This is a genomic window from Bacillus sp. JJ722, assembly GCF_036963345.1.
Lineage (GTDB): Bacteria > Bacillota > Bacilli > Bacillales > DSM-1321 > Bacillus_AD.
In genome coordinates this window covers 13,062-29,665 of sequence record NZ_JBALMO010000140.1, presented here as the reverse complement: position 1 = coordinate 29,665, position 16,604 = coordinate 13,062, and the positions used below count along the sequence as shown (strand labels likewise).

Sequence of the window (16,604 nt, the reverse complement as noted above, 5' to 3'; positions counted from 1 at the left end):
CCATCCCTGTCACTTCCCACCCTTTGGGAACTCCTGCACGAATTAAATTATCTCCAGTTGTATTTCTCTTCAGCCAATCAACTAACATAGTTTGTTTCTCATGTGTTAGTACGTCGCCGAGCGTATATGCTTGAAGATCAGTAGCAAGTGCTCTTGGTGTACTTGTATCACGCGTTTCTCCTGGTACAGCTTCATTTAGTTCTGTCTCAATACGCTCAGCATTAATTACTTGGTCACCAAGTTTCTTAAAAATGTTTCGAATCCCTCAGGGCCGCCCATTTCCTTAAATAAAAGATTTGCAGCAGTATTGTCACTGTATCGGATTGCAGCTTTACTAATGTCTTTAAGAGCCATCCCTGTCTCAACATGTTGCTCTGTAATAGGTGAATGTGTGACAAGATCATCACTAGTGTAGGGAACTATTTTGTTAAGTTCTTCTATAGAATTCTGTTGTAAAACTTCCCCAACAGCCAGAGCTTTGAAAGTAGATGTATAAGCAAAACGTTCGTCCTCACGAAACTCTACAGTTTTTTTTTGTTCCTGTGTCAATAGTATAGACCCCAAGCCTCGCGTCATATTCCTTCTCAAGTTGTTCAAATTTCTCCATTGTGGTTTCTTTTTCCATTATATTTTCTGACGTTTGATTAGTTCTGCCCGTATGTTCTGTTTCTGATTGTTGTACAACCTGTTTGTTCTCATCTGAGCAGCCTACAACCATAAGTACCAAGCCTATCGATGCTAGCATTTGATTAAATCTTCTTTTGTTCATGGTGTTAAAGGGCATGCTTTTAACTCATTTTATAATTGGCCTATTGGTGTCTTCATTTTCCGTTACTGTTATTCTACTTATACGAAAATGGTTCGGAAAACTCCTAACGTTTCTTAAAGTAGTGTCAGATAGTCCCATCTACAACGTATAAATAACTCATGAGATAATCTCCTTACATCATATATGTGGAGGTTTTTTATGATAAATGCGTGAGGTTCATGTAATCCTTTAAGTGTATGTGCTGCTTTATAGCTCTTTATATATGGTAAAAGTAAGAACGAACGATTTAGTTGTCGGGATGCGATCGCACGTGTGCTTACGTTCTACCCCAGCTACCATTAATTCTCTAGCACCTAAACAAAAAGGTCAACCAATATTACATTGGCTAACCTTATAATACTAGCTAGGTGTATTAGTAGCAGAGCAAAGGCTACTGATCTGTACCCTTTTTCATGCCCAAGTAACTTCAGACACGGTTAGCAATGATTTCATTTATATTCATTTGCATTAATCTCATCTGTAGCCTCAAGAATTATATCTCCAATTCCTTTATATCAACGTTTCACATCCATATTGGCGAGAACCTCAGCGTTTTAACTAGTGCTAAAGCCTTTATTTAGCTATAGTCTCAATAACAAATTAGCAAATAAAGAAGCTCGTTCAGGGAGTGCGTCAATTTGAATCTGTTCATTTTCTTCATGAATTCCTTTTCCACACGAACCTAAACCGTCAAGAGTTGGTACACCCATAGCTGCTGTAAAGTTCCCATCACTTCCTCCACCAACAGAGGCTTCTTCTAATTTTATGCCAAGTTCGGATGCAATAGATTGAGCACATTCAAACAGTTCTCTTGTTTGCTCAGTTTTCACCATTGGTGGTCGATTCAAGCCGCCGGTCACTTCTAATTTGATTCCTTTTATAATTGGTTTTAAATTTAAAATAATATTCGTCACTCGTTTTGCCTCTTCTTTTGTTGAGACACGTAAGTCCACCTGAGCTTCTGCGTATTCGGGGACCACGTTTCTCCCACTTCCTCCAGTAACCGTTCCTACATTGACAGTTGTCCCTATTTCGTAATTGGTCAATTCTTGCAGTACTATCACTTGTCTAGCTAGTTCTTCAATAGCGTTAATGCCTTCTTCATGATTATTACCAGCATGGGCAGCCCGTCCCCATATTTTTATATCGAAAAATCCTGTTCCTTTTCGAGCTGTTTTTAAAGCTCCTGATCCAGCTACAGCAGGTTCAGCCACTAATACAACATCACTTTTTTGTGCTTCTTCTTCAATGTATTTCTTAGAAGTAACTGAACCAATTTCTTCATCTGAATTACATAGAAAAACGATTTTTTTATTTAATGGAAGATTTAGTTCTTGAATGGCTTTAATTGCCCATAAAGATTGGATAATACCACCTTTCATATCTAAAATTCCAGGGCCATACAGTATATTTCCTTCCTTTCTAAGACTAAGTCTACCTTCTTTCCAAACTGTATCAAAATGCCCAATAACCAAAATTTGTGATTTACCTTCTCCGATTGTAAATTTCAGGTGATTCCCCACATTTTTTTCTTCTATTAATTCGTATCCAACGTCCAATCTCTTTTGAAAGAGCTGGCTTAAATATATTCCACACTCATCAACTAATTCTTTATTGTTTGAAGGTGATTCTTTTTTTACAAATTCAATCAAATCATCCAACATATCTTGTTTATGAACTTCGAGATAGCTAGAAATGCCTTTTTCGATTAGTAACTTACTCACAATAATTCCTCCTCTAAAACACTTCTGTGCCTTTTTTCTTTTCAAATTATGTATATGCAAGAATTACGCCACTTTTTTTCTTTATTAAATCAATTCCCTTTGTTTCAAAGTATTTTTTATAGGTTATTTTTTAAGTTATTTATACCTATAAAACAACCTATAAACGGACCATTCATTTAATATAAGCTGCATTATAGAAGTTATTCCTTTTCTCATAGAATTGGCATGCTTTTTGCATTATTAACTGTAAGTATTCATACTGCAAATCTTAGTTTCGAAGGGAAATACAAGAAGAGGAGGATAGAATTTCAAGTGTTAACATTAAATTGATATAATAAAATAAGGGGGAATTATACTTATGCAACCTACGGCTCAAAAACCGGTTCCTAAACCTATAAAGAAAGAGGACAACGAATCAAACAAAAAGTCTTGGAAAAAACGTTTTGCTATGCCCGATGCCTTTGTTATTCTATTTAGTTTATTGTTGTTAGCGGCGCTTTGTACCTATATTATTCCGGCAGGATCTTTTGACAGAGAAACAACAGATAATGGTATTACTCAAGTAATTCCAGGAAGTTATACTGCTACAAATGGAGAACCAGCTTCGATCATGGATATATTTTTAGCCATACAGAATGGATTAATTGATAGCGCAAATTTAATATTTATGGTTCTTATCATTGGGGGAACTGTAGCTGTATTTGAATATACAGGTGCAGTTAATTCTGGAATCAATGTTTTAATTGAAAGAACAAAAGAGAAAAAATATTTATTGATTACATCCATTATCGTGCTGTTTGGAGTTCTTGATATGGTAGGAATAAGCGGTAACGCGGTAATTGCCTTTATTCCAATCGGGATTATTCTTGCTAAAGCCTTAAAACTCGATGCAATAACAGGAGTGGCAATGATTTATTTGGGGCAGTATGTTGGGGTTGCTACAGGTACGTTTGATCCAATTATAACGGGTACAGCTCAGAATATAGCGGGACTTCCATTGTTTTCTGGTGCAGCTCTAAGGGGTGCAGCATTTATCGTGCTGCTTATAGTTACTGTCATATACGTATGTCTTTATGTTAAAAGAATTAGTAATGATCCTTCAAAAAGTAAAATGGGAATAGTCCCTTTCGCTGGAGAGTCAAGCGAGAAAGAAAAAGAAGATATTGGTGGGTTTACTACTCTTCACAAACTCTGTATGTTAACTTTATTTGTATATATCGGTATTTTCCTTTTTGGTGTATATAATTTGGAGTGGTCTATTAACCAGCTATCAGCAATTTTCATGATGATGGCAATTACAGTTGCGATTATTGCAAAGATTACTCCAAATAAATTTGTTTCAGTGTTTTTAGATGGGGCCAGAGGCCTTGTTTATGGGGCATTGATAATCGGTATGGCTAAAGCGATTGTTCTCGTTCTTGAAAATGGTAATATTATGGATACAATTGTCACTTACGCTTTATCTCCCTTAGAGGGTCTACCAGCAATACTCGGGGCGCAGGCTATGTATTTATTTAACCTGCTTTTTAATTTAGTTGTTACATCCGGAAGTGGACAAGCTGTTATTGTGATGCCGTTCATGGTTTCCTTAGTGGATACCTTGGAGCTTACAAGACAAACAGGAGTACTGGCATTTAAGCTTGGAGAGGGGATTACAAACATTATTACACCGGCTTCAGGCATACTCATGGCAGTATTAGCTATAGGAGGGATACCTTGGATTAAATGGGCTAAATTTGTTTGGCCATTAGTTCTTATATGGGCAACAATTGGCTCTATTTTTGTGGGCATTGCAGTTCTTATTAATTATGGACCATTTTAAGGGAACTAGTAGCAACCCAGTTCCGATACAGAACGTCCATTTCTGTTACGACAAGCTAAGGTGTTTAATAATCTGCTAAAATAAGAGATAAATGTAATCGTGTGGTAAGGAGAAGAAGATGAAAAAACCTACTATACTTCTTGTAACTAGCACTAAAACAGTATGCAAAACATTTGAAGAAAATCTTCAAATGTTTTTTGGTTCAAAAATTGACATTGATACATGTTATGAAACGTTGCCATTAAATGAAAAGGTTATCCATAAAGCTGATTTAATTTTACTGTCTAGCCCAGTGCTAGAAGAAGCTGTTAGAGAATTGAATTTAAATATTCCTCTTATGGTTGCTCGACGTTCTATTCGAATTGCAAAGTTAGAACAGCTTTTGGATTTGCCTGCTAAAACAAAAATTTTATTAGTTACTAACTCAATGAAAGTGGCTAGAGACTCTATTGATGTTCTACACGCCTTTGGATTTGGAAATTTAACGTTAATTCCATATATTCCCGGTCTTACAAGCGTCGAACAGACAAAGAATCTAGACTTAGCTATTACATTTGGACTAACTGAATTTGTGCCGAAACATATCAAAAGCACTATCAATTTAGAAAACCGACCAATTGATTTAACAACTATGCTTGATATTGCTCGTCTATTAAACCTTTCTTTAGAAAAGGCGCATTTCTATACGGCAGAATTCTTTAGAGATTTTGTGAAAATGGGAAGGAATTTATCATTAGCAATTCAAAATGAAAAACAATTAACAAAAAAATTAGAATCGATTTTAAATACAGTACATGAAGGGATTATAGGGCTAGATGAAAAAGGAATTATTACATTGATAAATGAAGATGCACATCAAATTCTTCAACTCCCTTCTATAAATTTTTTGGGAAAGCATTACAGAGAAATTCTACCTGATTTTCAGATTAATGAGACATTTTCAGAACAAAAAGAACAAATTGATAACTTATTTCAAATAAACAATCGCTCATTGTTAGTATCGAAAGTTCCCTTAATCTTGAACAAACAACTAGTAGGTCTTGTCATCACATTTCAAGATGTTACAAGGGTTCAAAGAATGGAGCAAGAAATTAGACGAAAAAGTACAGAGTTAGGTTTAACCACAAAATATTCATTTGACAATATTATTGGGGAAAGTTCTTTGATTTTATCTGCAAAACAAAAAGCAGTTCAATTGGCAAAAAGTGATTATACAGTGTTAATTACTGGAGAGAATGGTACTGGAAAAGAAGTTTTTGCTCAAGCTATACATAATAGTTCTGAAAGAAAAGATGGTCCATTTGTGGCCGTTAATTTTGCAGGACTAAGCGAAACGCTAATAGAAAGTGCATTATTTGGATATGAGGGTGGGGCATTTACAAGTGCTAAAAAAGAAGGAAAAATGGGCTTATTTGAATTAGCCCATAATGGAACTATTTTCATGGATGAAATTGGGGATGCTTCTCTAAGTCTTCAAGCATCCCTTCTACGCGTTCTTCAAGAACGTCAAGTTATGCGTGTAGGTGGCAATAAAATTATACCAATAAATGTACGAGTTATTGCAGCTACCAATCAAAACTTACATCAAATGATTCAAGAAGGTGTATTTCGTGAAGATTTATACTATCGTCTAAATGTTTTACCGTTACATATTCCATCGCTCAGAGAAAGAAAACATGATTTATTTATATTGATAGATTTCTATTTAAAGGTCAACAAGAAAAATTTACTGTTTGAATCAAATGTAAAAAAACTTTTAATGAATTATAATTGGCCAGGTAATATACGAGAACTTGAGAATTTTTTCCATTATATAATGGTCATTGTTGAAGGGAATGTAGTCACTAAAAATCACCTACCAGATCAGATTTTACAATCACAAGAGACTGTTAGCATCTCTAATAATTCATTATCAGAGATTGATGAGACACTCCTCTTCTTAAAGACGGGAAGTTTTATTGAAGATTATAAGTCGATATTACAAATACTATGGAATTGTAAAAAGAGAGGAAGGAACGTGGGAAGAGGTGTGATACAAGATATGCTCCCATATTTTTTGTCAGATTCCAAATTGCGCCATCGATTATCAATATTAAATAAAGCTAACTGCATTAAAGTCGGAATTAGAAAACAGGGAACAGAGATTACAGAAGTTGGTATAAAGATACTAAATAAATTAAACTAGTGAATTTTGCATTCAAATCGGGTTTTAGTAGAAAAACTTTTAGTTCCTAATAAGATTAAAAAAGACAGAAATAATTTTTTTCTGTCCGTTTTTTATCTTGAAATGAGCAGAAAAAAAACGCAGATGTAACATTCTACCAAAAGAGGGGGCATCCAAAATTGCCTTCTCTAAACAAAAAGCCAGAAACCCTTGATACATAAAGGTTTCTGGCTCCTGAAAATTGATGACCCGAGAGGGATTCGAACCCCCGACCCCATCCCTGTCAAGGATGTATTCTCCCACTGAACTATCGGATCTCAAACGCTAGCTTTGCACTAAAAAATAGTGGAAAGCTAGCAATATACTACTTAACTATAAAATCTTAGTGAAAAATTGTCAATATATTTCATAAATACCACTACTACTTCATCCATACTCTACTACATATTCTCTGCGCCCCGCTCTCCAACCTGCAAGCGATAAGACGATTGTGAATACTAATAAACAAATTATAACTGGTGTCCATGAATGCGTTACATCATGCAGTACACCAAATGAAAATGGTCCGATTGCGGCAATGAAGTATCCAAATGATTGTGCCATGCCTGATAGAACCATAACTTGACTTGGTGTTTTGGCACGTAAGTTAACAAATAGTAATGCTAAACAGATACTCGCTCCTTGTGCTACACCTATAACAATGGAACTTATGAATAACCATGTTAGTGACGCTGGTAAATAGAATACACCTACTAGACCAATGAAGTATACAATTCCGATTGAAACACCAAGTACTCTCTGATTTTCATATTTCTCTGCTAAATATGGTATGACTAAGATCGCTGGCAAGCTTGCTAATTGCATAACCATTACAATTGTTCCTGCCATTTCAACGGAGACTCCTCGATCTTCTAACATTGTAGGCATCCAGTTTACTAAGCTATAAAATAATAATGATTGAACACCCATAAAGATTGTCACAAACCACGCTAACGATTGTCTCAAAGGAAAGAACGGACGCTTTCCACGGTCATGGATTTGATTTTGACGATTTTTAATCGTAACAGGAATCCATATAATCAATGCAAATAGGACTAAGATTCCGCTGAATGCTAAGGCGATACGCCAATTAGTTGATGTAGCAAGCGGCGCCGTAATACCCGAACCAATTGCAGCTCCAAATGAAAGAACCGCTGAGTAGATACCGACAAATAAGGATGCTTTTTTCGGAAAGCTCTCTTTAACAAAACTAGGAACTAATACATTTCCTGTTGCAATACCGACACCAATCAATATGGTTCCAAGCAGCAACAATCCAATACCACCAACTGAACGTAAACTAATGCCGATAATTAATATAATAAGTGCAATAAGAATCGCTTTACTGTTTCCCATTTTTGCTCCTAATGCTGGTGCACCTAATGACATAAAGCCAAAAGCGATTAATGGAAGCATCGTCAAGAAGCCAATAAGACTTGCTGAAATACCTAAATCATCTTGAATGAAACTTGTAATCGGGCCTACCCCTGTTAATGCAGGACGTAAATTAAATGCAACAAGCACCATCCCCATAAAAAACAACGTACTTTTCTTCATTATTTCACCCCTAAAAAACAAAAAGCAGCCAGTACCCTTCAAAGCACTGACTGCTATTCATAAATTTCTATTAAGTTATTTGTAGTATACGAAAATAGCCAACAAAATACAAAGTTAATGCACTTATACTTTTTCCTTTCTCATAAACATCTTGATCACAACAACACCAGCGATTAATATGTAAAACATCGCCATGCTGAATGATGCGAGAAAACCTGCTGGTAATCCAGTAGTACCACCAAATTTTAAAGGTTCATAAAAGAAGCGCAAAGGTGGTAGAATCAATAACAACCAAGAGAAGCCTGTTGGAAGCAATTCGGAAATTTGTGAATGTGCTAATGATGCCGTAACTGTTAGCGCACTCAACAGCCAAACATACTTTGTTCTTGTTATATTTGTTCCGCCAAAGAAGCTTCCAGTGATAATGCCAAGAAGTCCTAATCCTACGTGACAATAGATGGATAAAAAATGATAGATTGGCGTAATTTCTGTATGAAAACTGTTAGTAACAAGCGGATAGAAATGAGCGATGAGTACTAAAGGAAGCATCATTACAATACAAGCAATCCATTTTCCAAATAGGAAGTGATCTTTTTGCTTTAAATGAACAAGCAATATATGTTTCTCTGCTTCTTCTTCTAAGCGAAATATATTCATTGATATCCATGTTAAAATGACATACAATACAACAGCTGAATTTGCATAGCTATTTAAGACATCCGCCGTACTATAGGCATATAAAATGCCAATCCAGCAAATATATAGCACCACTGGCGGGATAAAAACAAGCGAACGAATATAATTTTTCAATTGATACATAACGAATGATTTCATCTTATATCTTCTCTTTCACTTCAATTATTGAACAATCATTTTCTAGTAAATAAAGTAAGCAAGAATCACTCTCTCTTGCCGCTACAATCATTTCTACCGTATTTTCTGTCTCACTATTTATTTTTCCATACATTTTTAATTCTTCTCGATCTAATTGCTTCGAGATTCTAACTGTAATACTTTTCATTTTTGTTCTTTCAGTTATAGCCTCATGTCTTATTATTTTGCCATTTTCTAAGACAAGCACTTCCTCTGCTAATAAATCAACAGTTTCCTGTTCATGCGCGGTAAAAATCAACGCAAAATCGCGATCAATCTGTTGAATCATATCAAGAAAGATTTTCTTCGACTCATCATCAAGACCCGTTAATGGCTCATCCAATAAGAGAATATCGCAATCCGTAAGAATAGCTTGAATAAGTCCCGCTTTTTGCTTCGTTCCTTTGGAACAATGCTTTAGAAGAGCGTCCTTATATGGTTGTAGCTGAAATAGCTCTATGTAATAATCGATTTTTTTCTGAACAACTTGTTCCTCTGCTCCACCAATTGTCCCCATATGTAACAAAAATTCACGTAATTTAAAGCGAATATTATCCGGGAAATGCTCAGGAACATAGCCGATTTTCTTACCATATGTATTGATTTCTCCTGATGATGGCACATATATATTAGCGATCAGTTTTAAAAGGCTACTTTTTCCCGATCCGTTATGGCCAAGAATAGCCAGCTTTGTATTTTGATGGATTTCAAAACTTAAATCATGTAAAATAGGAACATTATCAAACTTCTTCGTGACATGACTAGCTTGAACAGCGTACTCTTTCATGATTAACAACCTCGACTTTTTTGTATATAGAAAGTATTTTATCAATATCTCATTTATTCTGAAAGACATAAATAGAACTTCATACCATTATATTTTCCTAGAGGTGATCAATTTGCGACCAATTATACTTGGAGCATGCTCGGCCTTCTTCTTTGCCTTCACATTTATTATTAATCGAGCGATGGAATTAGATGGAGGAAGTTGGCTTTGGAGTGCTTCACTACGCTATTACTTTATGGTCATCTTTCTACTTATTATTGTAGGAGCTAGAAAAAATCTACATACTTTGTTCATTGAAATGAAGAAGGCACCCATCCCATGGCTGATTTGGAGTTTTGTTGGCTTTGGATTATTTTACGCTCCATTAACCTATGCCTCGTCATTTGCACCTGGGTGGCTAATAGCTGGAACATGGCAAATTACCATTATTTCTGGTTCACTGCTTGCACCACTTTTTATGGAGAAAGTGCAGTTTATTAACGGTGAAACCATTGTAAAAAGAGGTTCAATTCCTTGGAGAGGATTAGGATTTTCCTCACTCATTCTCTTTGGGGTCATCGTCATGCAATTTGAGCATGCTTCTACAATGTCAGTTCAAGCCATTATTCTCTGCAGTGTTTCCATGATCGTTGCGTCATTTGCTTATCCGCTTGGAAACAGGAAAATGATGAACGTTTGCGGTGATCGATTAGATGCCTATCAACGCACCCTTGGTATGACCATTGCAAGTCTACCTTTATGGATTGTTCTATCCGTTATCGGTATGTTTACTGTTGGAGCACCTAGTTCCAGCCAAGTTGTTCAATCTGGATTAGTTGCCCTTTTTTCTGGAGTGGCAGCAACAGTATTATTCTTTGCTGCTACAAATTTAGTAAAGAATGACATGGAAAAGCTAGGAGCTGTGGAAGCGACACAGTCTTTAGAAGTATTATTTGCCGTTGCTGGTGAAATTATCTTTCTCGCAAGCCCAATTCCTTCCATAACTTCATGGATTGGCATGGCACTTGTTATGGTCGGTATGGCCTTGCATAGTTATATGAGTCACCGAACCGCAAAGCCCGTCTTTCCAGCTAGGCGATCAGCTAGACTCAATGATTAAGAATGGATTTACTTCGCAGTAGCGTTTCGCTACTGCTTTTTCATCTTTCGCTCATATATCTGATTCTCTGCTCATATATCTAATTCTCTGCTCATATTTCTGATCCACTGCTAACATTTTTCACTCTCCCCTCCTAAACCCACAAACAAAAAACCACCCAAGAATAATTTTCTCGAATGGTATAAATCATCATTACCCTTTCATCAAAGCTCCTGATACTCGGTCGCCTTTTCTCACAATCTGCAATAGGATTAAAACGCCAAACATGATCAAACCAACTATATCCGATATACCTTCTGGATAAATTAACAGTAAACCTGATATAACGGCGAGAATTCTTTCATACCATAGTACTTTTCTGAACCAAAAACCGACCATGCCTGCTCCGATAGCAATCATACCGCAAAAAGCTGTGAATACAACCCACAATGTAGATGGAATGGTTGTATCGATCATTAGCAATTCTGGAGATAGAACAAAAACATATGGGATTATAAACGCCGCAATGGCCAATTTTGAAGAAATGACACCCGTTCGAATCGGTTCTCCTCCTGATACCCCGGCAGCGGCAAAGGCGGCAAGCGCAACAGGCGGAGTAATGTCTGCAATAATGCCAAAGTAGAAAACGAAAAGGTGAGCAGATAAATCAGGTACATTCATTAGTATTAAAGCTGGTGCAGCAATTGTAGATGTAATAACATAGTTTGCCGTTGTCGGTGACCCCATACCTAAAATTAAACTTGCTACCATCGTGAAGAACAGCGTTAACAACAGTTTCATATCTCCATTAGATACAAGTGCATCCGCAATGGAGACAAGACTATTTGCCATCTTCAAACCTAAACCTGTTTTCGTAACAACTCCAACAATAATCCCTGCTGCAGCAGTCGCTACCGCTACCGCTAAAGCAGTACGAGCACCATCGACTAACGCATCAATTATGTCTCTTATTCCCATCCTTGTTTCTTTGCGAACACAACTCACTACAATGGTTATCACAATGGATATTAATGCGGCACGCATAACCGACATGTTGCTCATCAACAATACAATGATTGCAACGATAGGAAATAATAAATAAATCTTAGATAGAACTTCTTTTTTCGTTGGAATATCTTCTTCTCTTAATCCTTGTAAGCCCAGACGCTTAGCTTCAAAATGAGTCATAATCCAGATTCCTGCGAAGTACAATACTGCAGGAATTGCAGCTGCTTTTGCAATATCCCAATAAGTAATGCCATTACCAATGAACTCTACCATTAAGAAAGCTGCAGCGCCCATGATTGGTGGCATTAACTGACCACCTGTAGAAGAAGCTGCCTCAACTGCTCCAGCGAAATTCCTGTCATATCCTAGTCGTTTCATCATTGGAATTGTAAACGCACCAGATGTTACTACATTTGCTACTGAGCTTCCGCTGATTGTACCTTGCAATGCACTAGAGAAAATCGCAACCTTGGCAGGACCACCAATTCGTTTTCCAGCAATGACAGCAGCTAAGTCATTGAAATAATCTCCGACACCTGTTTTTACTAGAAAAGCACCGAATAGTAGGAACAGAAAAATAAAAGTGGATGATACACCGAGTGGAGTACCTAATATTCCTTCAGTCGTAAAGAACATCGTTTGCACAAAGCGTTCTAACGATAATCCACGATGTGCGATAAAGTCAGGCATATAGGGCCCATATAAAGCGTAAACAATAAACAAAGACGCTATTACTGTGATAGGTAGTCCAACTGTACGACGGGTTGCCTCTAACACTAGTAAAATCGCTATAATGCCGACATAATAATCGAGCTGAGTAACTGTGCCAGGTCGCATCACCAATTCTTCCATCATAATCGGCCAATACGTCCCTACTACAATACCTAATAAAGAAAGAATATAGTCATACCAAGCGATTGTACCTTTGTATAAATTCTTTTTACGAGCTGGAAATAAGAGAAAAACGAGCGCTAATGCAAACCCTAAATGGATGGAGCGCTGCAATTGTGCCATAAGTGGTTTATCTATAGCTGTGTATAATTGAAATAGAGAAAAAGCAAGTAAACCAAAGAAGGTCACCCAGCCCATTGTCCCTTTTAACCTTCTCATAGCAGCCTCAGGATCATATTTCTCAATCAATTCTTGTTGTTGCTCTTGCGTTAACATTGTATCAGTCAAACATCCTCACCCCTTTCCAACTCTCCAAAAGTGATATCTTCTTCACTTCAATTCTTATTACACTTCCTGGCTCTGTAAATTTAGACATGGCAATAGTTTTGTCTCCGATTATGAATGAATGATTTGCTACTACTCGTCCAACTCGTAAAGTAATAGTTGGAAATTCTCGATTCATATTTCTAATAAAATACTTCCCATCCTCTTCAATAAATTTTTCCTGCTCTTCTGCTTGTGAAGGCATTCCCACAGCAAAATCTTCATACATCAATTCGATTTGCCTAATTTCATTATTCGCTGTTCTTTCATATATCTCTACGACAGGAGATAGATGAATAGAATGTAAGTATTGGATTTTGAACGTTTGGTTTTCTTTAAGAAGTGCATAAGCGAGCACGTCATCGGTATGTTCCTTATAAACAACAATTGCAGGTAAAAACGGTATAAAACCAATAATAATCAGAAGGAGAATAGCAATTACGAGGATTTTTTTCACCATAAGTTTCGTCCTTTTCTACAAAGAAAGCTGACTTAAAGTTTGGTCATATCCCAATGGGTTCATGCCTATCTTTAGAGTCAGCTAATATATCATATGCTGGTTATTGAGCTTTTACGCCTTTTTCATCAAAATATTTTTGTGCACCAGGGTGAACATCAATACCAACACCATTTAAGGCATTTTCTACTTTTATTAATTTTCCTTTCGCATGTGTTACTTGATCTAGATTCTCATAGATTGATTTTGTAATATCATAAACTAACTTCTCATCTAAATCAGCATGCGCAACAAGCATTGCTTGAACAGCAACTGTTTTTACATCTTCTTTAATTTTATACGTTTTAGCAGGAACAACATCTTCTGCATAATAAGGATATTTCTCTATTAACACTTTTATTTTATCCTCCGCTAATGGAACGATGACTACATCTGATGTAGCTGCTAAGCTTTCTACGGCACCAGTAGGTGTACCAGCCGTAATAAAGGCTGCATCAATTGTTCCATCTTGAATGCCACCTGTCGATTCATCGAATGATAGGTTTTGTGCTTTAATATCTTTCATTGTTAATCCGTGCACTTCGAGAATTTGTTCAGCATTTGCGTATGTTCCAGATCCTGGTGCTCCGACTGAAACAGATTTGCCTTTTAAATCTGCAATCGATTTAATTCCTGATTTGGCTGTGGTAACGATTTGTACTGTTTCTGGATATAGTGATGCGATGGCTTTAATATTGGAAATCGGTTCATCTTTAAACATCAACTTACCTTCTGTTGCGTATGAAGCAATATCAGTTTGTGTAAATGCAAGGTCAGCATCACCAGCTTTAATTGCCTCCATGTTTTCTGCAGATGCTCCTGATGATTGGGCTGTTGTTTCAGCATTCGTATTAGCTGAAATGATTTCAGCAAACGATCCACCCAATGGATAGTACGTGCCACCTGTTCCTCCTGTTACTAGATTCAGAAACTGTTTTTTCTCTTCTTTAGCATCTTTATTTTCTTTGTCTCCATCAGCCTTTTCTTTATCTCCGCTACAAGCAACCAACAAAAAAGACATGATCAATACTAACACCGTCATTAAGTAGGTACTTCTTCGTTTCATTATTGAACCCCCTTATTAATATTCCATCTACATAATCTTATGGATTGTCCTATAAAAATATGAAACTTTTAGGATATAATTTAATAGAAGCTTTCTAAGCTATCATTTTAAAAGTAGCAAAAGCTAATGAAATAAAGTGAAATTTTAATCGGTGAGGGTTTTCGTCCATCCCCCACCGATTATTAGTTAAACCAATCGGATTCTTACTCGCTCAATCTCCCACTTAAACTTCTTCGCTTTTACTTTCGTGTTGAAGTGAGAGTCTTAGCACCAGTCTGAACGGGATAAAAGGATTACAAAAAAGAGATTGTTTCTCCTGAAACAATCTCTTCTAACATCAGCCTTATCCAATTAACTCTTCTTCACTACGTAATGCTATATCTTGATCTAGTAGTGATTCTTCTTCATCACGAAGACGGTGTGCTAGTCGTGCAGCAGCATTAGCAGCAATGCTAGCAACCATATCATCTAAGAATGTATGAACCCTACCACTTTTTTTCGTATCCAAGTCTCGAATAATGCCAATTTTATTTTTATCTAAATGACCAAAAGTCGTAACAGCAATACTTCCATAACCAAGTACAGCCCCAAAAGCAATGGTTTCATCAACACCAAATAAGCCTTCATCACTTGCGATAATACTTTGTAATGGTTCTGATAGTTTACCTTGCTCGGCTAGCTTGTCCAATTCAACTCCGACAAGTAAAGCATGGTGAATTTCTCGTTTTAATAATACCTTTTCAACGCTTTCTATACAGGTAGCCAGCGTTAATTCTGGATTATATACATATTGCATCTCATATACAATTTCAGCAATAGCTTCAATTGTAACACCTCTCTCTTTAAGTGCACTCTTCGCCGCTTCCATTACTTCACGACTATGTACTCTTAAATTATGGTTCATTTCTACATCCCCTTTTTGTATATCTAGTTTCTATTTTACAATTATATCAATAATGTTTTATTTAAACAGATTACTTTTTTCAACCTACAAATGCTTGTTAAAGGAAATAAAGGCACAAGCTGTGCTACACTTTCATATAGAAAGCATTTGGAGGGAAAACTATGAGTATTCCAATGGGACGAATTCAAGATTTAGAATTCTATAGTAATGCATTAAATGAACATATAAAAATGCTAGTCTATTTACCAGCAAATTATTCACCACTTTATAAATATGCTTTATGCATTACGAACGATGGTAAAGATTATTTTCAAATGGGACGAATCGGTCGAGTAGCTGATGCTTTGTTACATAACAAAAAAATCGAAAATGTCATAATTGTTGGTATTCCATATAATGATGTACACGATCGTCGAACAAAATATCATCCTGAAGGCAAGAAAAATGAAGCATATATCCGCTTCTTAGCTCATGAACTTGTTCCTTTCTTAGATAAACAATTCCCGACTCATGGCGTCGGACATGGTCGCATGTTAATGGGAGACTCACTTGCTGGAACAGTTTCACTTATGACAGCACTACGTTATCCAAATATATTTGGTAAAGTAGCGATGCAATCTCCTTATGTAGATGATCATGTCAAGCAAGCTGTGCAGACTTTTAGCACACCTCATTTACTGAACCTCTATCATGTAATTGGGAGAGATGAAGTGGATGTGCCCACAACTGATGGACAACGAAGTAATTTTATTGAACCAAATAGAGAATTACATACTCTATTAACTGAAAAGGGCTTTCCTCTTTTCTATGAAGAATTTGACGGTATACATACATGGAAGTATTGGCAAAAAGACCTTCCACGAGCTGTAGAAATGATGTTACAAAGAAATGATATGTAAGGTAACGAAAAGCTTCTAGACCTGTCTCTTCAGACGCTGGTAACTTTTCATTATTTCAATATTACATTCTACTTATATAAAGTGAAACTTTAATCGGTAGGGGTTTTCGTCCATCCCCCACCGATTATTTGTTGAACCAATCGGATTCTTACTAGCGCTTAATC

At 36.4% G+C, this 16,604-nt stretch carries 13 protein-coding genes, 1 tRNA gene and 1 pseudogene; 4 read left to right on the top strand and 11 right to left on the bottom strand.

Going from position 1 to position 16,604, the window contains the following annotated elements:
* From bla to V7014_RS16985, 3 genes and pseudogenes are all read right to left on the bottom strand, one after another.
* Positions 1-576 (bottom strand): annotated as a pseudogene (gene bla, locus V7014_RS16990) (class A beta-lactamase); the annotation flags it as partial.
* The gene (locus V7014_RS27310) at positions 512-745 is read right to left on the bottom strand and encodes a hypothetical protein (protein WP_438824932.1); all 234 of its coding nucleotides are present in this window, start codon (positions 743-745) and stop codon (positions 512-514) included. The pseudogene bla and the gene V7014_RS27310, both read right to left, overlap by 65 nt.
* Positions 746-1,389: 644 nt before the next feature.
* Positions 1,390-2,532 carry a M20 family metallopeptidase gene (locus V7014_RS16985; RefSeq protein ID WP_335508623.1) on the bottom strand — a complete coding sequence of 381 codons (1,143 nt, stop codon included), beginning with the start codon at positions 2,530-2,532 and terminating at the stop codon, positions 1,390-1,392.
* Between the two features lie 358 nt (positions 2,533-2,890).
* On the opposite strand from V7014_RS16985, the gene V7014_RS16980 reads away from it, so the two are divergent.
* On the top strand, positions 2,891-4,354 hold the full coding sequence (locus tag V7014_RS16980) for a YfcC family protein (protein WP_335508622.1): 1,464 nt from the start codon (positions 2,891-2,893) through the stop codon (positions 4,352-4,354).
* Positions 4,355-4,472: 118 nt separating this feature from the next.
* Entirely contained in the window at positions 4,473-6,539 is a 2,067-nt protein-coding gene (locus tag V7014_RS16975) for a sigma-54 interaction domain-containing protein (RefSeq protein WP_335508621.1), read from the top strand.
* A gap of 224 nt (positions 6,540-6,763) precedes the next feature.
* Here the strand turns inward: V7014_RS16975 and V7014_RS16970 are convergent.
* The 4 genes from V7014_RS16970 to V7014_RS16955 all read right to left on the bottom strand — a co-directional run bounded on the left by V7014_RS16970 (position 6,764) and on the right by V7014_RS16955 (position 9,774).
* A tRNA-Val gene (locus tag V7014_RS16970) sits at positions 6,764-6,835 on the bottom strand.
* Positions 6,836-6,944: 109 nt separating this feature from the next.
* Positions 6,945-8,114 carry a CynX/NimT family MFS transporter gene (locus V7014_RS16965; RefSeq protein WP_335508620.1) on the bottom strand — a complete coding sequence of 390 codons (1,170 nt, stop codon included), beginning with the start codon at positions 8,112-8,114 and terminating at the stop codon, positions 6,945-6,947.
* Between the two features lie 123 nt (positions 8,115-8,237).
* Positions 8,238-8,948: a hypothetical protein gene (locus tag V7014_RS16960; RefSeq protein WP_335508619.1), complete on the bottom strand. Its 711-nt coding sequence runs from the start codon at positions 8,946-8,948 to the stop codon at positions 8,238-8,240.
* Position 8,949: 1 nt separating this feature from the next.
* Positions 8,950-9,774: an ABC transporter ATP-binding protein gene (locus tag V7014_RS16955; protein ID WP_335508618.1), complete on the bottom strand. Its 825-nt coding sequence runs from the start codon at positions 9,772-9,774 to the stop codon at positions 8,950-8,952.
* 112 nt (positions 9,775-9,886) lie between these two features.
* Here V7014_RS16955 and V7014_RS16950 point away from each other — a divergent pair, with 112 nt between their 5' ends.
* On the top strand, positions 9,887-10,873 hold the full coding sequence (locus V7014_RS16950) for a DMT family transporter (protein WP_335508617.1): 987 nt from the start codon (positions 9,887-9,889) through the stop codon (positions 10,871-10,873).
* 192 nt (positions 10,874-11,065) lie between these two features.
* Here V7014_RS16950 and V7014_RS16945 read toward each other — a convergent pair whose 3' ends face one another.
* From V7014_RS16945 to V7014_RS16930, 4 genes are all read right to left on the bottom strand, one after another.
* The gene (locus tag V7014_RS16945) at positions 11,066-13,027 is read right to left on the bottom strand and encodes a TRAP transporter permease (protein WP_335508625.1); all 1,962 of its coding nucleotides are present in this window, start codon (positions 13,025-13,027) and stop codon (positions 11,066-11,068) included.
* A 4-nt stretch (positions 13,028-13,031) separates the two neighbouring features.
* Positions 13,032-13,535, bottom strand: coding sequence for a DUF1850 domain-containing protein (locus V7014_RS16940; protein WP_335508616.1), 504 nt, complete (start codon positions 13,533-13,535; stop codon positions 13,032-13,034).
* 100 nt (positions 13,536-13,635) lie between these two features.
* The gene (locus V7014_RS16935) at positions 13,636-14,637 is read right to left on the bottom strand and encodes a TAXI family TRAP transporter solute-binding subunit (protein WP_335508615.1); all 1,002 of its coding nucleotides are present in this window, start codon (positions 14,635-14,637) and stop codon (positions 13,636-13,638) included.
* Positions 14,638-14,980: 343 nt separating this feature from the next.
* Complete coding sequence (locus V7014_RS16930) at positions 14,981-15,541, bottom strand: phosphatidylglycerophosphatase A family protein (protein ID WP_335508614.1); 561 nt, start codon at positions 15,539-15,541, stop codon at positions 14,981-14,983.
* 161 nt (positions 15,542-15,702) lie between these two features.
* Here V7014_RS16930 and V7014_RS16925 point away from each other — a divergent pair, with 161 nt between their 5' ends.
* Positions 15,703-16,440 (top strand): alpha/beta hydrolase, encoded by a 738-nt coding sequence (locus V7014_RS16925; protein ID WP_335508613.1) that lies wholly within the window; start codon positions 15,703-15,705, stop codon positions 16,438-16,440.
* The last annotated feature ends 164 nt before the right edge of the window (positions 16,441-16,604 follow it).

Coding starts and splice junctions, on each gene's coding strand:
- V7014_RS27310 (WP_438824932.1), bottom strand. CDS start 745: ATGCTAGCATCGATAGGCTTGGTACTTATGGTTGTAGGCTGCTCAGAT.
- V7014_RS16980 (WP_335508622.1), top strand. CDS start 2,891: ATGCAACCTACGGCTCAAAAACCGGTTCCTAAACCTATAAAGAAAGAG.
- V7014_RS16975 (WP_335508621.1), top strand. CDS start 4,473: ATGAAAAAACCTACTATACTTCTTGTAACTAGCACTAAAACAGTATGC.
- V7014_RS16965 (WP_335508620.1), bottom strand. CDS start 8,114: ATGAAGAAAAGTACGTTGTTTTTTATGGGGATGGTGCTTGTTGCATTT.
- V7014_RS16960 (WP_335508619.1), bottom strand. CDS start 8,948: ATGAAATCATTCGTTATGTATCAATTGAAAAATTATATTCGTTCGCTT.
- V7014_RS16955 (WP_335508618.1), bottom strand. CDS start 9,774: ATGAAAGAGTACGCTGTTCAAGCTAGTCATGTCACGAAGAAGTTTGAT.
- V7014_RS16945 (WP_335508625.1), bottom strand. CDS start 13,027: ATGTTAACGCAAGAGCAACAACAAGAATTGATTGAGAAATATGATCCT.
- V7014_RS16940 (WP_335508616.1), bottom strand. CDS start 13,535: ATGGTGAAAAAAATCCTCGTAATTGCTATTCTCCTTCTGATTATTATT.
- V7014_RS16935 (WP_335508615.1), bottom strand. CDS start 14,637: ATGAAACGAAGAAGTACCTACTTAATGACGGTGTTAGTATTGATCATG.
- V7014_RS16930 (WP_335508614.1), bottom strand. CDS start 15,541: ATGAACCATAATTTAAGAGTACATAGTCGTGAAGTAATGGAAGCGGCG.
- V7014_RS16925 (WP_335508613.1), top strand. CDS start 15,703: ATGAGTATTCCAATGGGACGAATTCAAGATTTAGAATTCTATAGTAAT.